General features: G+C 55.3%; 14 protein-coding genes. 8 read left to right on the forward strand and 6 right to left on the reverse strand.

Annotation, left to right across the window (positions count from 1 at the left end; all coding sequences use genetic code 11):
* Positions 1–77: 77 nt before the first annotated feature.
* The 5 genes from VHE34_RS25450 (at position 78) to VHE34_RS25470 (ending at position 6,593) form a co-directional block, all read left to right on the forward strand.
* On the forward strand, positions 78–1,970 hold the full coding sequence (locus tag VHE34_RS25450; protein WP_325593232.1) for a M1 family metallopeptidase: 1,893 nt from the start codon (positions 78–80) through the stop codon (positions 1,968–1,970).
* An 84-nt stretch (positions 1,971–2,054) separates the two neighbouring features.
* Entirely contained in the window at positions 2,055–3,386 is a 1,332-nt protein-coding gene (locus tag VHE34_RS25455; protein WP_325593234.1) for a TolC family protein, read from the forward strand.
* 30 nt (positions 3,387–3,416) lie between these two features.
* A complete protein-coding gene (locus VHE34_RS25460; protein ID WP_325593235.1) occupies positions 3,417–4,475 on the forward strand; it encodes an HlyD family secretion protein in 1,059 nt (352 codons plus the stop codon).
* Positions 4,472–6,058 (forward strand): MFS transporter, encoded by a 1,587-nt coding sequence (locus VHE34_RS25465; RefSeq protein WP_325593237.1) that lies wholly within the window; start codon positions 4,472–4,474, stop codon positions 6,056–6,058. The genes VHE34_RS25460 and VHE34_RS25465 overlap by 4 nt, the downstream gene beginning before the upstream one ends.
* Positions 6,059–6,155: 97 nt before the next feature.
* Entirely contained in the window at positions 6,156–6,593 is a 438-nt protein-coding gene (locus tag VHE34_RS25470) for a hypothetical protein (RefSeq protein WP_325593238.1), read from the forward strand.
* 43 nt (positions 6,594–6,636) lie between these two features.
* Here VHE34_RS25470 and VHE34_RS25475 read toward each other — a convergent pair whose 3' ends face one another.
* A complete protein-coding gene (locus VHE34_RS25475) occupies positions 6,637–7,344 on the reverse strand; it encodes a Crp/Fnr family transcriptional regulator (RefSeq protein ID WP_325593240.1) in 708 nt (235 codons plus the stop codon).
* A gap of 109 nt (positions 7,345–7,453) precedes the next feature.
* Here VHE34_RS25475 and VHE34_RS25480 point away from each other — a divergent pair, with 109 nt between their 5' ends.
* A complete protein-coding gene (locus VHE34_RS25480) occupies positions 7,454–7,741 on the forward strand; it encodes a hypothetical protein (protein WP_325593242.1) in 288 nt (95 codons plus the stop codon).
* Positions 7,742–7,760: 19 nt separating this feature from the next.
* On the opposite strand, the gene VHE34_RS25485 is transcribed toward VHE34_RS25480, so the two are convergent.
* The gene (locus VHE34_RS25485; RefSeq protein WP_325593243.1) at positions 7,761–10,202 is read right to left on the reverse strand and encodes an ABC transporter permease; all 2,442 of its coding nucleotides are present in this window, start codon (positions 10,200–10,202) and stop codon (positions 7,761–7,763) included.
* Here VHE34_RS25485 and VHE34_RS25490 point away from each other — a divergent pair.
* A complete protein-coding gene (locus VHE34_RS25490) occupies positions 10,155–11,576 on the forward strand; it encodes an MFS transporter (protein WP_325593245.1) in 1,422 nt (473 codons plus the stop codon). The genes VHE34_RS25485 and VHE34_RS25490 overlap by 48 nt on opposite strands.
* Positions 11,577–11,662: 86 nt before the next feature.
* On the opposite strand, the gene fabG is transcribed toward VHE34_RS25490, so the two are convergent.
* Positions 11,663–12,400: a 3-oxoacyl-ACP reductase FabG gene (gene fabG, locus VHE34_RS25495; RefSeq protein ID WP_325593247.1), complete on the reverse strand. Its 738-nt coding sequence runs from the start codon at positions 12,398–12,400 to the stop codon at positions 11,663–11,665.
* Between the two features lie 151 nt (positions 12,401–12,551).
* Between fabG and VHE34_RS25500 the strand changes: the two genes are divergently transcribed.
* Complete coding sequence (locus VHE34_RS25500) at positions 12,552–13,769, forward strand: serine hydrolase domain-containing protein (RefSeq protein WP_325593249.1); 1,218 nt, start codon at positions 12,552–12,554, stop codon at positions 13,767–13,769.
* On the opposite strand, the gene VHE34_RS25505 is transcribed toward VHE34_RS25500, so the two are convergent.
* From VHE34_RS25505 to VHE34_RS25515, 3 genes are all read right to left on the reverse strand, one after another.
* Positions 13,766–15,427 carry a long-chain fatty acid--CoA ligase gene (locus tag VHE34_RS25505; protein WP_325593251.1) on the reverse strand — a complete coding sequence of 554 codons (1,662 nt, stop codon included), beginning with the start codon at positions 15,425–15,427 and terminating at the stop codon, positions 13,766–13,768. The genes VHE34_RS25500 and VHE34_RS25505 overlap by 4 nt on opposite strands.
* Before the next feature lie 220 nt (positions 15,428–15,647).
* Positions 15,648–16,589, reverse strand: a complete 942-nt coding sequence (locus VHE34_RS25510) for a nitrilase family protein (RefSeq protein ID WP_325593253.1) — start codon at positions 16,587–16,589, stop codon at positions 15,648–15,650.
* Positions 16,590–16,641: 52 nt separating this feature from the next.
* The coding region (locus VHE34_RS25515) for a helix-turn-helix domain-containing protein (protein WP_325593255.1) at positions 16,642–17,455 on the reverse strand (814 nt) is incomplete at its 5' end.

Consider the following 17,455-nt stretch of genomic DNA (forward strand, 5'->3'; position numbering starts at 1 on the left):
GGGAGATCGTCTTTATTCGGAGCCTGATGGAGAAAATACCCTGAAATTTTTTATATCTTGATCTCAAATACTATTTCATGGTCAGGGGATTCTTTTTTTGCTTTATCCTGTTGTTCGTATCTATAGCGCCGATGTTTGCCCAGCGGCCGCTACCCGTTCCGCGGAATATCCAGGCGGCGATTGTCAAAGGGACGCGAACCGCAACGGGGCAGCCGGGCGCCAAGTACTGGCAGAACCGGGCGGACTATTCCATCCGGGTGCGGTTCGATCCGCGGACCCGGTTGATCAGCGGGACGGAGGAGATCGTCTATATCAATAACAGCCCGGATACGCTGCGTCAGCTCTTGTTCAAACTGTATCCCAATCTCTACAAGAAAGGCGCGTCGAGGCTGCAGTCGATCCGGCCCGACGATGTTACCGATGGAGTGACCGTTTCCAGCTTTTCGGTGGACGGGGTGGCGGGTAATTTTCCCCCGACGGTGGCGGGAACGGACGTTACTGTCCGCGTGCCGGCGATGGCCCCGGGTCAGTCACGCCGGGTGTCGCTTGCCTTTTCCTATACCCTCAATAAGAACTCGCATATCCGGACCGGGCAGGTAGACAGCGGCGCCTTTTTTATCGCCTATTTTTTTCCACGGATCGCGGTATACGATGACATCGATGGTTGGAACCGGAATCCTTATCTCGGCCACCTTGAATTCTACAACGACTTCTGTCATTTCGATGTCGAGGTGACCGTTCCGGCGGGGTATATGGTATGGGGAACGGGCGATCTGCTGAATCGCCGGGACCTGTTATCGGCGGCCTGTAATCAGCGCATCGACGAGGCGGAGACGAAGGATGGCATCGTGAATGTCGTCGATACGAATGACCTGGCGCGCGGCGACGTGCTGTTGCGGACGGACAGCAGCCGCTGGAAGTTCCGGGCCGACAGCGTTACCGACTTCGTCTTTGCGGTGAGCAATCATTACTGCTGGCGATCGTCGAGTCTTGTGGTGGATGCGGCTACGGGACGCAGGACGCGGGTGGATGCCGTGTTCAATCCCGCGCACAAAGATTTTTACGAGGTGGTGGACTTTGCGCGGAAGACGGTGGAGAGCATGAGCTACCGGTTTCCTGCATGGCCGTTCCCCTATGCACATGAGACCGTTTTCGACGGATTGGACCAGATGGAATACCCGATGATGGTCAATGACAATCCGCTGAGCCGGCGGGAGGATGCGATCGAGCTGACGGATCATGAGATATTCCACACGATGTTCCCGTTCTATATGGGCATCAACGAGACAAAATATGCCTGGATGGATGAGGGCTGGGCGAGCATCGGGGAGTGGGTGATCTCGCCGATGATCGATTCTTCCATCGTAGACCTGTATGGCATCGGCGAGTATGCCTCCGGCGCCGGGAAGGAGAACGATCTTCCCGTGATCACCTTGTCGACGCAGCAGAGCGGGCTGACGTATTTTCTGAATGCATACGCCAAGCCGGCGATGGGGTATGCTTATGCGATGGACCTGCTTGGCGACAGCCTGTTCCGCAAGGGGCTGCACCGGTATATCCGGGACTGGCATGGGAAGCATCCGATGCCACTGGATTTCTTCGGAAGCATGAATGCCGGTTCCGGGCGAAACTTAAACTGGTTCTGGCGACGCTGGTTCTATGATGATGGGGTTCCCGACCTGGGGATCAAAGCCGTGCAGCATAAGGGGAAGGCGGCGTTCGTGGTCGTGGCCAATACAGGCGGCAAGCCGCTCCCGGTGGACCTGGCGATCGAATTCGCCGATGGGACTAAGAAGACGATCCACCGGTCGGCCGGTGTTTGGGAGAAGGGGAATGTGGAGACCGTGGTGCCCGTGTCATCGGAGCTGCCTATTAAGAAGATCACTCTTGGGAGCGCGCATGTGTCGGACAGCAATCCCGCGGATAATGTATGGCCGGCAGCGGCTGCGCATCGAGGCGATGGAGTATAAACCGATCAATAATACATCAATTGCCATACTTGGGCTATTCGTTGAGCGGGCAGTTGTCCTGAACTTTAGGGGACAATTGTCTTTATGACGTTAAAGGGATGGTTTTCGCTGGTGTTATTGACGGGCTCGCCTGGTTTGCTCCTTTCGCAGGATTCTTTACAACATGCGAACTACGCGTTCTCGCTCAGCGACGTCATCCGCATCGCGCGGGACCAGAACAAACGTGTCAAGGCGGCGAGAGAAGAGGAAAAGGCCAGTGCTTTCGACCTGCAGGATGCAAAGGACGCCGTGTTACCTTCCCTGGCGGCGGACGTCAACTACCAGCGATTTACGAAGGTTACGCTTTTCAGGAACGGTCTTTCCGATGCGCATGCCATCACCCGGCCGCCGGACCCCAACAACGCCTCCATGGTGGCGCAGGCCGGTCTTCTTGTTTATGGCGGGGGAAGGCTCAGGAAGAATATCGAAGAGAAGGAGATCCGGGAGCAGCTGGCTTCCGTGAATACGGGGGATGAGGCAGGGCAGTCGGCCACCCAGGCGGTACTGCTCTATCTGCAGATCGTCAGTCTATACCGGCAGGATTCCCTTTTTGCCGAAGAGATCAAGCGGGCGGAGCTGCGGGTAAAGAATATCAGAAGCTTGTATGAGAATGAGCGGGTCACGAAGAGCGACCTGCTGCGGGCCGAGGTCGATTTGTCCACGCAGCAGCTGAACCGCGAGCAGGCCGACAATGATATCGCTATTGCCAAGGACAGGCTGGGCATCCAGCTGGACCTTCCGTCCGCGGACCGGATCGATCTGACGGATACGTCCTTCCAACTGCCGGCCTCAACGGAACTGCCCGGCGAATATCAACCGGATGGGCCCAATACGCCGTATGCGTTACAGCGATACGGGAAGCTGCTGCAGCTCCAGGAGAACCGGATCGATGTTGTCCGGACCCAATACTATCCCACGGTGCAACTCTATTCCGCCTACGGGCTTAGCTATCCCAACCTGAACCTCTTCCCGCCTATCAATCAATGGTGGGCGGCGGGGTTTATCGGCGTCATGGTCCACTACGATATCTCCTCCCTTTATAAGACCCGAAATAAGGTCTCGGCAGCCAGGCAGCAGTATGAAAGCCTGCATCTTCAGCGCGATTATGTGCTGGATAATGTCAACGAGGAGATCCGGTCGCTGATCATAAAGTACAGGGAGTCGTTGGACCGGATCAAGGTGGCGCAGAAATCCATCGAGCAGGCGGCGGTGAACCTGCGGATATTGACCGCGAAGTATTACAATCAGCTGGCGTTGCTGACCGATCTGCTGGATGCGGACAATTTATATACGGAGTCGGCTCTCCGGCTGGTGCGGGCGCAGACAGACGCGATGGGCTATTATTACCGGTTGCTCTATGCTACAGGAAGACTGTAGAGACCAGGGCAGCTCCAAACCATTTCAACCATGCCACAGGAAACCGAGAAGGCGAAGAAAAAGGCGCATCCCGGCAAGATCGTCACGAGTCTTGTCGCCGTTGCCGTGCTCATCGCCGGCATCATTTATTTTGTCAATTATTTCGTGACCGCCTCCCAATACGAGGAAACCAATGACGCGCAGGTGGAGACCTATATCAATCCTGTTTCGGCGCGGGCGGCGGGCTATATCCAGAAGATATTGTTCGAGGAGAACCAGGCCGTCCGCCAGGGGGACACGTTGGTGATCCTCGATGACCGGGAATACCGGGCGCGGGTACAGGAGGCGGAGGCGGCGGTGGAGGATGCGCAGGCCCAGCTCATCGTGCTCGATCATTCCGTGTCGTCGCTTGTCACCGGCACGACGGTCAACAAGGACCAGATCGCCGCGGCGAAGGCGCGGCTCTGGCGGACGGAGCAGGATATCCGGCGGTATGACAACCTGATCAGGGAAGAGGCGGTGACGCGGTCGGAATATGACCAGGTCAAAGCCGGGTATGATGTGGCGTCCAGTGAGTATAGCGCTTCGGAGAACAATCTGCGGACGAGTTATTCGAAGATAGACGAGCTGCGAAGCCGAAAAGCGTTGTTGCTGGCTGATATGAAACGAAAGATGGCGGAGCTGGCCTTTGCGCGGATCAATCTTGGGTATACCGTTATCACGGCGCCATACACCGGCCGGCTGGGGAGGAAGGTCATCCAGGAGGGGCAGCAGGTGCAAGTGGGGCAACCGTTGGTATCCATCATCGACGACAGGGAGAAGTGGGTGACCGCCAATTTCAAGGAAACGCAGGTAGCAAAGATGTATGATGGGCAGGCGGTGCGGATAGAAGTGGATGCCTTGCCCGGCAAGGTCTGGCATGGGAAGATCGAATCCCTGTCCGCTGCCACCGGGGCGCGGTTCTCGTTGCTTCCGCCCGATAACTCGACCGGCAATTTCGTGAAGATCACCCAGCGGATCCCGGTGAAGATCGTTTTTACCGATACGGCGCTTGGGGCGGTAAGGGCGGGTATGAACGTGAATGTGTTGATCCCAAAACATGAGCGATGAACCCGCCTGTCTATTTCAAAAGCTGGGCCAGTGAGTGGGAATGGGTCGTTCGCGGCCTGCTTCTTTTTGTTCTGCTCAGTGCGATGACCCAATTCTCGTTGTTCGGCCTGGTCAGCACCTACCTGCTTTCTTTTTTGGGTGCGCAACCGGAGGACGTCAGCTTTTCGACCAATATCACCTATGCGGCGTTGATCGCGGCCATCCCGATGCATATCCGGTTCCTGCGTTACTTCGAGCTCAGGAACTACCTGCTGACCTTCCTATTGCTGGGTATCGGGGTCAGCGTTTTCAGTTTCCAGGTCACCAATGTCAATGTATTTTTGGTAGCGCGGGTGTTTACGGGTTTTACGGTCAGTGGAACGGCGATCTCCATTCTCATGCTGATCATGTCGCGGCTCAAACCGCAATATGCGCCGATCGGGCTTTCGGTGTTTTACGGGGCGATCCTGGGAAGCGGCCTGTCGTCAGGGGCGTTGGTTTATCTCGTGACCAATAATTTAGATTGGCGGGATACGTATCTATTCCTCATCCTGTTCCAACTGATGTCGCTGGCGGTGGTGCTGGTCTTGTTGCGATCGAAGGCGGAGATGAAGCGTTATCCCCTGTACCAGTTGGATTGGCCCAGTTTTATCCTTTGCCTCGCGAGCTTTATAGCCTGGGCCTACACTTTTATCTACGGGCCGAAATATTACTGGCTGACCGATGGGCGGATACGGATATCGCTGACGATCGCGCTTTGCGGACTCGTAGCGCTGGTCTACCGGCAGACCGTGACGAAGCGCCCTTACCTGCATCCGGCGGTGTTTCAATTCAGGGGTTTTATCATCGGGCTTCTGCTGCTGGGGGTGTATTATGGGATCAAGGACAGCATACAGCTAATCTATGCTTTTACGCTGCAGATACTGCATTGGGACACGCAGAAGCTGATCTGGCTTTCTGCGTGGAATGTGACAGGGCTAATCACAGGGATCATCGTCGCTGCCGAGATGATCCTTACGCATAAGTTCTCCAGCCGGGTATTTCTGCTTATCGGTTTTTCGCTGCTGCTCCTTTTCAACCTTTGGTCCTATAGTATCTTCCAGACCGACCTTTCGTTTTGGGACCTGGCCGGGCCTGCGATGCTGCAGGGGCTTGGCTCGGGTATCCTGTTCGTGCCGCTGATGCTGATGATCGTTTCGAAACTTCCGGACTACACCGGGTTTACCGGGGCGGTGGTGGCCGCATTTGTCCGGTTCACCGCCACCTGTAACAGCTATGCGGGTCTGTATACTCTTCAGCTGACGTACAATCAACATTTCCGCGAGGCTTTTCTGCGGCATACTTCTACGACGGACCCCGTTTTTGCCGGCCGGTTGGCAACGACGGGCCGGTATTTTGCAAGTGCCGGGTATACCGCAGGTCAGTCGGACGCGCTGGCGGCGCGGACGGTTTTTGGCGCGCTTGGGGTGCAGGGCCAACTGCTGACCGATATGTCCATCTTCCGGCTTTTTGCCCTTGTCATTCTCATCGTCATCGTCCTGATCCTTGTAGTGCCGGGGGTGTATGCACTTTTTAGCCGGCCGACCCGGATCACTTCAAGTTGATGTTCAGAGTTCTCGCCGAGAAAATAGGACTACGAGGGATTGTTAGGAAATTGTTACGAGTGGATGTAACTTAGGACACTTGTCATAACTTATTACTATGGAATACGTCATCCGCCAGAACTTTCATGTCACGCTCTATGGATTTGGAGGAGTTGTCGTCGCCCGGGACTGGGGGAAGACGGGATTCGACCTGATGAACAGGATGTGGAAGGAAGTGAAATCCCGGGAACTTCCCAACAAGGGGATCAATATCTGGGTTTATGAGCCGGGGAATGCGATGTTCGCCGGTGTCGAGCTGATAGCGCCGCCGCCGGCGGACTCGATGCTTGAGCGGAAAGAAATTTCCCTGGAGAAGTATGTTTATTTTAAGCACATCGGTTCGTATGACCGGATAAAGGACTCGGGTTTGCGGGTATCGGAAGAATGCAAGCGGGCCGGTGTTAAAACGGGTTTGCCTTACGTGGAGGTCTACGGGCATTGGACGGAGGATGCGTCGAAACTGGAGACGGAACTGCTGTGGGCTGTGATAGAGTGAAACTCTGAGCGTGTTGGGGGCGTGTCGTGTGTTTTGCCATTGGCTAGTTCTGATTGGCGATGCGGATCAGCCGTTTCAGATCGAGGACGATGATCTTTCTGCCTTTTGTCTCAACGATGCCTTCTTCCCTGAGTCCGGAAAGGAGACGCACGACATTTTCGCGGGCGGTACCGACGAGACTGGCCAGGTCGTCCCTGCTCATATTGATTTCCACCGGCATGCCGGGTTCGGCGCCGGCCTTGTATTTTTCCCTGATGACGATCAGTTGAAGGGCGAGCCGTTCCCTTACGGGGCGCTGGGCAAACAGGGCGAGGTTATTGGTAAGTACGACGAATTCGTGACTGAGGGTCTTGAGAAGTCTCCTGTTGAGCACGTCCGACTGGCGGATCGCCTCGAGAAAATCCTCTCTTGGGATGAATGCGATGAGGCTTTCCTCCATGACGGCGGCCGAGTCGGGATAGTTATCCCCGGAGAGGATCGCATGAAAGCCGAGGAGTTCGCCAGCGTTTGCGACGTAGATGATCTGTTCCCTGCCATCCTTGTCGACCTTATACTTCTTCGCCTTGCCGCTGACAAGGTAAAAAGTGCCTGTAGCATAGGTCTCTTCCCTGAAGATGATCTCTCCTTTTTTATAAATCTGCTCCAGCCGGCGGGCCATCAGCAGTTGGAGATCGGGCTTTGGCAGATCGGCAAGGATCGATTCGCTTTTAAAATCCCATTTTTCGATGGGAAATATGCCTTGGATACTCATGACCCTACAAAGCTAGCCTTTTAAAAATTGATATTTTTCACTTTTTTCCGTGACAAATATCACCGTAGCTTCGGCGGCATTCGGCTAGATTTGACGACAAAGGAGAGGTATGAAAAACGAAGGAAATGCACTCCGGTTGACGGCGGCACGGCTGCAGAAATTGAAGGACGAGGGATTCCGGTTTGTGCTGATCAAGGGTTATTCGCTGAACAAACGTTCCGATTATATCGAGCTGAACCATTGGGTCCTGGCGCCGGTGATGCAGCTCCCGGAGGATCCGGCGCAAAAAGAGATCTATGAGCCCATCGACAGCGAGATCCTGCTGGAATGGGCCAATTCCCCCGACGACGTTCAGGCTTTTATTGAAAGAGACCCGAAGGCGTTCGCCCTTTTGTGAGACTTCGGATGGTTAACGGTTACTCCGACCGCAGGCTGTTGACGGGGTTGGCCGTGGAGACCTTCCAGGCCTGGGAGAATACGATCAGGAAACTGATGGCTGCCAGGATGGAAATATTGCCCAGCAGGATCCATGGGGTGATGCTGACCCGCGACGCGAAGAATTGCAGCCACATATTGTTCAGGAGAATGGCCAGCGGCACGGCGATCAGGATCGCGGTCCCGAGCAGGATCATGTATCCTTTGGACAGCAGGAAGACGACGCTGGGGATGCCCGAACCGAGCACTTTCCTGACGCCGATCTCCTTTCTTCTTGTTTCGGCGGTATAGGTGGCCATTCCCAATAATCCCAGGCAGGAAATGACGACGGCGAGAAATGCGAGCAAGCCCAATACTCCTACGGTGTCGCTCATCATCGAATGGGTCGTGAGCAGTTGCTGATCGAAGAATTGGTATTCGAACTTCGTGGATGGGTTGACTTTTTTCCAGGTTTCTTGCAGGAAGGCTACTGCTTCCGGCAGATGCTTCCCCTGCACACTTATGGTTGCATAGGCGAATTCGGACTTGCGGTTCCTGAGCATCAGCGGTTCTATGCCCCTCATCACTTCCAGGAATTGAAAATCCTTTACGACCCCGACGATCTCTGCGTCTTTGCCGCTGTTCAATATGATGTGCTGGCCGACGGCTTGTTTTGCGGAGGAATATTTGAGACCGGCAGCCATCTTTTCGTTGACCAGGACATAGTGGTCGTCGCTATCGGCGGATATGGCCGGGAGGTTCCTGCCGGCGACGAGGTGCAGTCCCCAGACCTGCAGGCAGCCTGCGCCGATATCGATATAGTTTGTCTGCAGGCTATCGGTTTTGTCGGCAGCCTTGTGGATCATTTCCGACATATTTGTCCCGGTGGCAGGAAGGAAGCTGCACGCGGACACTGCACCGATCTCCCGGCTGGTGGCGATGGCCTGGGCAAACCGGTTGTAGTTTTCCAGTTTGTACAGCTTGACATTCACCACATTCTCCTTTTTGAAACCATAGTCGAAATTCAAGACATGCTTGCCCTGAAGGTAGATCAGGCTTGTCGAAATGATGAAGACGAGAGAGACACAAAACTGAACGACCAGCAGTACCTTGCGTAGCGTGAGGCGGCTGAAGAACCGCAGGTTGTTCAATCCCTTCAGAACATGCACGGGGTTGAAGAGGGAAATATAGATCGACGGGAGCAGGCCTGCAAGAAAACCCACGGCTACGCTGAATCCGAGGAAGATGAGGAAGAGGGTGGGAGTGTAATGAAACGTGATGTTCATGAACTGGTTCAGCCAAAGCCCGGTGAACATTTTCTGAAGGAACAATAAGATCAGGAAGGAAAGCAGGAGCGACAGCAGGGACATGAGGATCGCTTCGGAAATAAATTGCGTAAAGACCTGGCGGCGGGTGGCGCCGGAGACCTTCCGGATACCCACTTCTTTTGTGCGGGTCAACATCCGGGCGATGGAGAGATTGGTGTAGTTCAGGCAAGCTGATAGCATCACGACCAGGCAGAGGACGCTTAGAATCACCAGGATGATCCGGGGCATGGCGATGTTGGTGGGATTGCTGATCGGGTCGGCGGGCATGAGATCGGAAAGGGGGGTTGCCTTAAACGCGAATTGGTCTCCCGGGCCCTTTGGATATTGCTGATCGGATATCCTGTCGAGGATATTTTGAAGTTCGGTCCTGGAGTGGCCTTTTTCCATCCGAACGAAAGTGTAGTTGTTCCATACCGCATTCCAGTCGTTCGGCGTGTAGGAGAGGAGGGTGTCCTTTGCCAGGCTGGGCATGGAGCTGAATGAGGCCAGGAGTTTGAAGGGGAGTGTCGTCTTACCGGGATTGGGTTTGAGGACGCCCGTGATGAGGAACTGTCCATAAGAGCTTTCGATGTTCCCGCTTTCCGGCCCGCCGGGCAGGAGGCCGGTGTTGTTGAATTTTATCGTTTTTCCGATGGGGTCTTCGTTGTGAAACAATTGAGCTGCCAGATCGGCGGTGATCACCATCGAAAAGGGTTTATCGAGGGCGGTGCGGGCGTCCCCCTGTTCGAGGTGGAAATCCATGACCCGGAAGAGGTTGCCGTCGGCGAAGTAACCGCCGCCTGAGGCGATCTGCTGTTTATAGAGGATGTCGCCGCCGATCCCTCTTACCAGGGTGGCGGCCGCCTCGATACCGGTATAGTCTTTTCTCAGCTTGTCTCCCAGCGGTAGGGCCGAGGTTGCGGTTTGCATACGGCTGCCGTTCTTGCCGGTGGTTTGGATGCGGTAGACGCGGTCTTTGCCGGCTTGCCAGCTGTCGTAGCCTTTCTGGTCGGCGATGACCATGATGATGAGCATGCAGACCGACATCGCGGCGGCCAGGCCGAAGATGTTGATAAAAGAGAAAGATTTGTGTTTCAGGATGTTACGGAGACCGACCGTCAGGTAGTTGCGCAGCATGAGGATGGCTTTGGGTCGTTGGACGCGGGGGGTGGGACGGAGGTTACAGAAATATTGCTATCTTCTTCTTTGAATTTCCTTCAATCTCCCTTTATGCACTCCAACGGCGTTGTTTGCGAAGCGGGAGCCAGCATTCGATACCGGAACTATGTCCTGACGATGCTGACCCTTGTCTATGTCTTCAATTTTATCGACCGGCAATTGCTGGTCATCCTGCAGGAATCGATAAAAAAGGAATTGCATTTGTCGGATACCCAACTGGGAATGCTCTCGGGGTTCACCTTTGCGATCTTTTATGTGACCATGGGAATTCCTATTGCCCGGCTGGCGGACAAACGAAACAGGAGGGATATCGTGACCGTTTCCCTGGGCCTCTGGAGCCTGATGACCGCTGGTTCGGGGTGGGCGCGTAATTTTTTCCAGTTGTTGCTGGCCCGGGTCGGAGTGGGGATTGGCGAGGCAGGCGGGAGTCCGCCGGCGCATGCGATGATCTCCGATTATTTTCCGGCGGGAAAGCGAAGCACGGCGCTGGCCATCTATTCTTCGGGGATCTATATAGGGATCGTGATCGGGTTTGTGATGGGTGGATATCTGAATCAGCAGCTTGGATGGCGGACGGCTTTTTTTGCCGTCGGCTTGCCGGGGATACTCTTTTCGGTATTGTTTTATGCTACGGTCAGGGAGCCTCGCCGTGGGGCTACGGATACGGACGCGGGGCAGGGGGATGGGGTTCATACGCTTAGAGAGGTACTGAAGCGGTTGTATTCGAGCAGGACCTTTGTGTTGCTGGCAATGGCCACGGCGCTGCATGTGTTTTGCATCTATGGACTGCTTAATTGGGCCCCTTCGTTTTTGTCGAGGCTGCATGGGATGAAGAACACGGAAATCGGGGCGTTACTGGGGCCTATTTATGGTTTTGGCGGGGCGATCGGGTCCTTTGCGGGGGGAGCCCTGACCGATCATTTTGGCAAGCGGGACAAGCGTATGTATCTGCGGATTCCCGCGTATGCGATCATCCTTTCCATCTTCTTTGCGGCGGGATTCCTTTTCTCCGGGGATTGGAGGGTCTCGCTGTCTTGCCTGGGTGTCTGTTCGGCGTTGCAAAGTACTTACCTGGGACCGGCCGTTTCGGTGGCTCATCGTCTTGTCCCGGCGTCGATGCGGGCGTTGACCTCCGCGATCTTATTCTTTGTGTTGAACCTTGTCGGTCTTGGGTTTGGTCCGCTGACCGTCGGGATGATCAGTGACCGGTTGCAGCCGGCGCTGGGCGTCGAGTCGCTTCGGTGGGCGTTATCGATCGTGCTGGTGGTGAGTGTTGGATCAACCTTGTTGTTCTTTGGGGCGGCGAAGAAGTTTGCGGCGGAGACTGCCTAGCGTTGGGGCCGGGGGGCGCCCGTGACGGGCCGGGTTTGGGGGTGTTTGCGTTGCGACCGGCTCCGGCGACCGGTTGGCCGCTGCATCTACCTTGCGGCGCCGCCGTCGATTGTCAGGCAGATCCCGCTGACAAAGGAGGCTTCGTCGGAAGCGAGATACAGGTATCCGTTGGCGATGTCCGCGGGATAGCCCCATTTGCCGAGGGGAATCTGCGGGATGGTCTGTTTGCGCACCTCCTCCGGCATCAGGTCGGTCATTGCGGTATGGATGAATCCCGGGGCGATACAGTTGGCGGTGATCCCGAAGCGACCGAGCTCCATGGCCCATACCTTCGTCATGCCGATGATGGCCGACTTGGTTGCGACATAATTGGTTTGGCCGTAGTTGCCGCGGATGGCGACGTTGGACGAGGCCGAGACGATACGGCCGTAATTTTGTTCCTTCATGACCGGGGCTACCGCGCTGGTGCAGTTGAAGACACCTGTGAGGTTGACCCCGATGACGTCATCCCATTCCTGTTTGGACATTTTCAGCAGGGTTCGGTCCCGGGTGATGCCCGCGTTGTTGATAAGGATATCGATGCGGCCAAAATGATCCCGCGCTTCTTTCACGGCTGTTTGCACTTCCTGTTCGTCGGTGACGGAGACCTTTCTGAAGATGGCTTCGTGGCCGGACTTATTCAGATGCGCCGCGACTTCGCTTCCTTTATCGGATACATCCCAGAGGACCAATTTTGCGCCTTCCTGCGCAAATCGTTCGGCCGTGGCCAGGCCTATTCCGTTGGCGCCTCCGGTGATGAGGGCAACTTTATCTTTTAGTCTCATCCAATTAGTTGATTGCACTAAATATAGCCAATATTTCTCTATTTTTGATAAAACCTACCTTACGCTTATGCTCCGCCATGTGATAACCTTTTTTACGTTGTTTGCGTTTGCTGCCCGCGTTTACCCGCAGGAGCCCCGACCAGACGTTCTTATGTCCGGAACTCCGGAGGCTGCCGGTTTTTCAGCCAGCCGGCTTGCCCGTCTCGATACCGGTATGAATGATTGGGTGAAGAAGAAATGGATCAATGGGTCGGTTGCCCTTATTGCGCGTAAGGGGAAGATCGTATTTTATAAGGCTTATGGATATAACGATCCGGATACGAAAGCGTTGCTGGCAAAGACCGGCATCTTTCGCATCGCCTCGCAGACAAAGGCCATCACGACGGTGGCGGCCTTGATGTTATGGGAGGAGGGAAAGTTCTCGATGAACGACCCGGTCTCGATGTATATTCCCAGCTTCGCCGATGCGAAGGTGCTGCAATCCTTCAATCCCAAGGACAGCAGCTACACGACGGTGCCGGCAAAGCGGCCTGTGACTATCCGTGATCTGTTCACGCATACGTCGGGGCTTGGTTACCCGGCTATCGGCACCCCGGAGGCCAATGCCATCTATGCGAAGAATAACATGACCGGTGGTGTCGGTGTCAGGGATCAGACGCTGGCCGATGCGATGAAGCGCCTTGGCACGCTGCCCTTGCTCTTTCAACCCGGTGAGAAGTGGATGTATGGGTTGAGCACCGATGTGCTGGGCTACCTGGTCGAGCTATGGTCGGGGATGTCGCTGGAACAGTTCTTTGCCAGGCGCATCTTTCAGCCGCTTGGCATGCATGACACTTACTTCAATGTACCGGCGGAAAAGGGTGCGAGGCTGGTCAACTTCTTCCTGGACGACTCGACGGGCATGAAAAAGCGTGCGAGTGTATTTGGGGGAGCGCTGGACATGAACTTTCCGTTGGAGCATACGCACTATTTCTCGGGCGGGGGCGGTCTTTCCTCGACCATCTATGATTATGCCATATTTCTGCAGATGCTGTTGAACGGCGGCGAGTACAATGGCGTTCGTCTTCTGAGCCACAACACGGTGCGTATGATGACGATGAACCAGATCGGCGACCTGACGGTGAATATCGGCGAGGGCAGCGGAATGAATAAATGGGGGCTCACTTTTTCCATCGAGACTGAGAAGGGAAGTGCATTTACGCCGAGCCAGGCGGGCAGTTATGGCTGGGGTGGGGTGTTCTCCACTTCCTATTGGGTTGATCCCAAGGAGGAGATGATCGTGCTGTTCTACCGTCAGATATGGGGACCGCATGTCGTCAACACGGATAAGGCCTTCAAGCCGTTGGTGTACCAGGCGCTAAATGATTAAGGCAGGGCGGGGGCATCGGGATTGGCCGGCGGATGTCCTTGGGAGGGATTTTCCTTTGCATATCTTTCGCGGAGGGCCGATTTCAGAAATTTGCCTACCGAGGTTCGGGGGATGGCGTCGATGAACGCAAAACCGTCGGGGACCCAGAATTTGGCAAATTTGCCGGCGAGGAAATCCTTCAGCTTGTCGGTTGACACGGTCTTACCTTCTTTCAGGACTACGTAGGCAAAGGGCCGCTCGATCCACTTTTTGTCGGGGATGGCGATAACGGCAGCTTCCAGTACGGCCGGGTGAGCCATGAGCGTAATTTCGAGTGCGATGGAGCTGATCCATTCCCCGCCCGATTTGATCACGTCTTTGCTCCGGTCTTTTATTTCGATGCACCCGTCCTCGCTGATGGCAACGATATCGCCCGTTCTCAGCCAGCCGTCCGCCGTGAATTTATCCTGTTTTTGGTCATCGCCGTAGTAGGAGGCGGCGACCCAGGGACCCCGCACTTCCAGCTCTCCCATCGTTTGTCCGTCCCAGGGGATGAGGCCTGATTCATTTCTTCCGCGGATCTCTACGAATGGGGTAGGGAAGCCCGGCTTTATGGCGTGGTCGAGCTGTTGTTCTTTTGTGGCCGCGTCGAGCCGGCTGGTAGGCACAGCTGTGCTGCCCATGGGCGACAACTCCGTCATTCCCCAGGACGAAAGTACGTCCAGCCCGTGGCGTTCCTTAAAATCATTGACCAGGAAGCGGGGGGTGGCCGAACCGCCTACCAGGATGGTGCGGAGGCAGAGCCGGTGCTTTCCAGGGGCGGCATCCAGTTTATTCAGGATACCCAGCATAACGGTGGGAACCCCTGCCGTTATCGTCACTTTTTCTTTTTCGAACAATTCGAGCAGGCTGTCCGCGTCCAGGTAAGGGCCTGGGAAGACCTGGGTTGCTCCTGCCAGCGTGCAATTGTAGGGAAGTCCCCAGGCGCTTGCATGGAACATAGGCACTACCGGGAGGACGACATCCCGTTCGGTGATGCCGATCCCGCAGCAGCTGAAAAGGGAGGACATGGCGTGGAGGACGATCGAGCGGTGGGAATAGAGAATGCCTTTGGGCTTTCCGGTCGTTCCCGAAGTATAGCAGAGGAATGCCGCCGCATACTCGTCTTTTTCGAAGGGTTCGAACCGGCTTTCGACGCCGCTTGCAACGACCTCTTCGTAGTTCAGATACGTTTTGGGGATGGGTTCTCCCGTCTGCGGGATGACGATGATCTTTTGGGTTTTTATGGCTGCTTTGAATTTTTCCAGCAGGGGCAGCAGGACCTGGTCGACGATGATGATCTTGTCTTCGGCATGGTTGACGATGTAGCCGAGATCTTCCGGGCTGAGGCGAAGGTTGAGCGGGTGGACAACGGCTGCGATGCAGGGGATCGCATAGTAGGCTTCGAGGTGTTGGAAATGGTTCCAGCTGAGGGTTGCCACCCGGTCGCCTTCCCCGATCCCAAGGTTTTGCAGCGCTACGGCCAGCTTTTTTGAGCGTTTTGCGAAGTCCTGATACGTATACCGATGGATGCTTTGGTCCGGGAGGCGAGTGACGATCTCTTTTTTCCCGAACAAGGTCTCTGCCCTTCGCAGGATGGTGGGAAGGGTGAGCTGGTATTCCATCATCAGGCCTCTCATCTTTTATTGGCGTTAGGGCCGTTTGGGAAGATAGGGATTTTTTGAGAGCCGGAGAATTTTATCCCGCGGCAGGCATCGGTCCTGATGAGGATCATGGGGCGAATTGAGAACGGTCAAGGCGGCCATCCTCGCGGGAGGGTTATATTTGGTCAGGTTTTTCATAGGATATTGGATTTTATAACGGGCTGGATTTCTATCCTGGCCCTTTTTTTTTGTCCGGCTAAAGCCAGATCACCTTTTGCCGGCTGACATGGTCCTGGCCGATGATGTCACGATAGAGGTCCGGTCTGCGCGCCTGGATATAGCGGTATCCGCCGGATTGTTGCAGCTTTTCCGGGGTAACCGTGGCGATAACGAACTGGTCGTCAAGGTCCGTGCATTCTGCCAGGATATCCCCGAAGGGGTCCAGGATCATTGAGTGGCCGTTCTTCAATTGATCGTCGTCCATCCCGATCGCATTGGTGAATACGCAATACACTCCATTATCATAGGCTCTTGCCGGCAGCCATTTCATGAGCCAGGCCCTGCCTTTCATGCCTTCGAATTCCAGGCGCAGGGAAGTCGGATCGTTCTCCCTGTTCTTCCATAATGCCGGATCGACAAAACCGGCGCCGGGCCGGGTGGAGGGCGTACACATGGTCACGTGCGGCATAAAGATGATATCGGCGCCCAGCAGGCGGGTGGCTCGCACGTTCTCGATAATATTATTGTCGTAGCAGATAAGGATACCGCATTTCCATCCCTGGAGGTCGAAAACGCAGTACTCGTCGCCCGGGAGCAGGAATGGGTTGATGAAAGGATGCAGTTTTCTGAATTTGGCGACGAGGCCATTCCTGTCGACGCAGACATAGGCTTTGTAGAGGCGGTCCTGTGTGTCCTTTTCAAAAAGACCGGCCAGGACGGCGACGTTGTGTTTCGCGGCGATGCGTGTCAGGCGGCGGATGGAGGGTCCATCGGGTATGAGTTCGGCGAGGTCCAGCATTTCCTTCTGTGACAACTTACGGGCAAAGGTGTATCCAGTGATGCTGCACTCGTGAAAAGCGACTACCGTCGCGCCTTTTTGTGCAGCATCGGCCGTGAGGCGTTCGATGGTGTCGAGATTGTAGGATTTGTCGGCGTTGCGATGCTCGAACTGAGCCGTTGCTATGCGAATTTTTTCCATAGAACAAATTTGAAGGGAATTCCCGGGTGAAAATTGTACAAATGCGACATTCCTAGGTGGTCATTCCCAGGAAGTTGACAGCCAGGGGATCTGTCTTCCTGAGGTATTGGGAAGGGGTCAGGCCGGTGAGGTTTTTGAATTGCCGGATGAGATGTGCCTGGTCGTAGAATCCGCTTTCGTAGGCTTTGCCGGTGAGCCGCGAGTGGGTGTTGAGGTGTTTTAGAAAAGCGTGAGTCCGGACGATATTACAAAATTGCTTGGGGCTGAGTCCGATGGAGTTGTTGAACTGCCGTTCGAGCTGCCGGGGGTGGCAATACAGGACATCGGTCAGGTTACGGATGGTGATGAGCCCGTTGTGTTGTTGAATCAGCTGCAGGGAAGTGGCGATAGTCGGGTCCGGGGTCTGTGGACGTTTGTCCAGCAATTGTTTGAAGAAAGCTTCAGCCAGTCGGGCTTTTTCGTCTGGTGTCGCTGCGTCCGCTATGGATTGTTGCGCCCTGACCGCCCGGTCGCCCAGGAGATCGGTCAACGATATCACTTTGTCATTTAGCTCGGCGGCGGGCAGGCCAAAGAGGCGATGGAATCCGTCGGGCCTGAAAACGACAACGAAGAGCCGGACGGGTCCTCGGCAGTCGATGTCTTTGAAGCGGGTGATCTGGCCGTAGAGAAAGGCCTCGGGTAGAGTTTGGCCGTGCAAGGTGAGGGAGGGGGAGGCGTTGAAGACGATGCTGGTGTTGCCGTCTGCGAAAAGGCGGAGTTTGCGGATGGCCGAGCCGTCACCCTGCAGGGAGAGGTGGTGCCGGAGAATTCCGGATAATTGGAAGGATGCGGGGAGCTGCATGCGTTTCAAAGCTAGGCTAAATTTG

This window comes from Puia sp., assembly GCF_035546395.1.
Lineage (GTDB): Bacteria > Bacteroidota > Bacteroidia > Chitinophagales > Chitinophagaceae > Puia.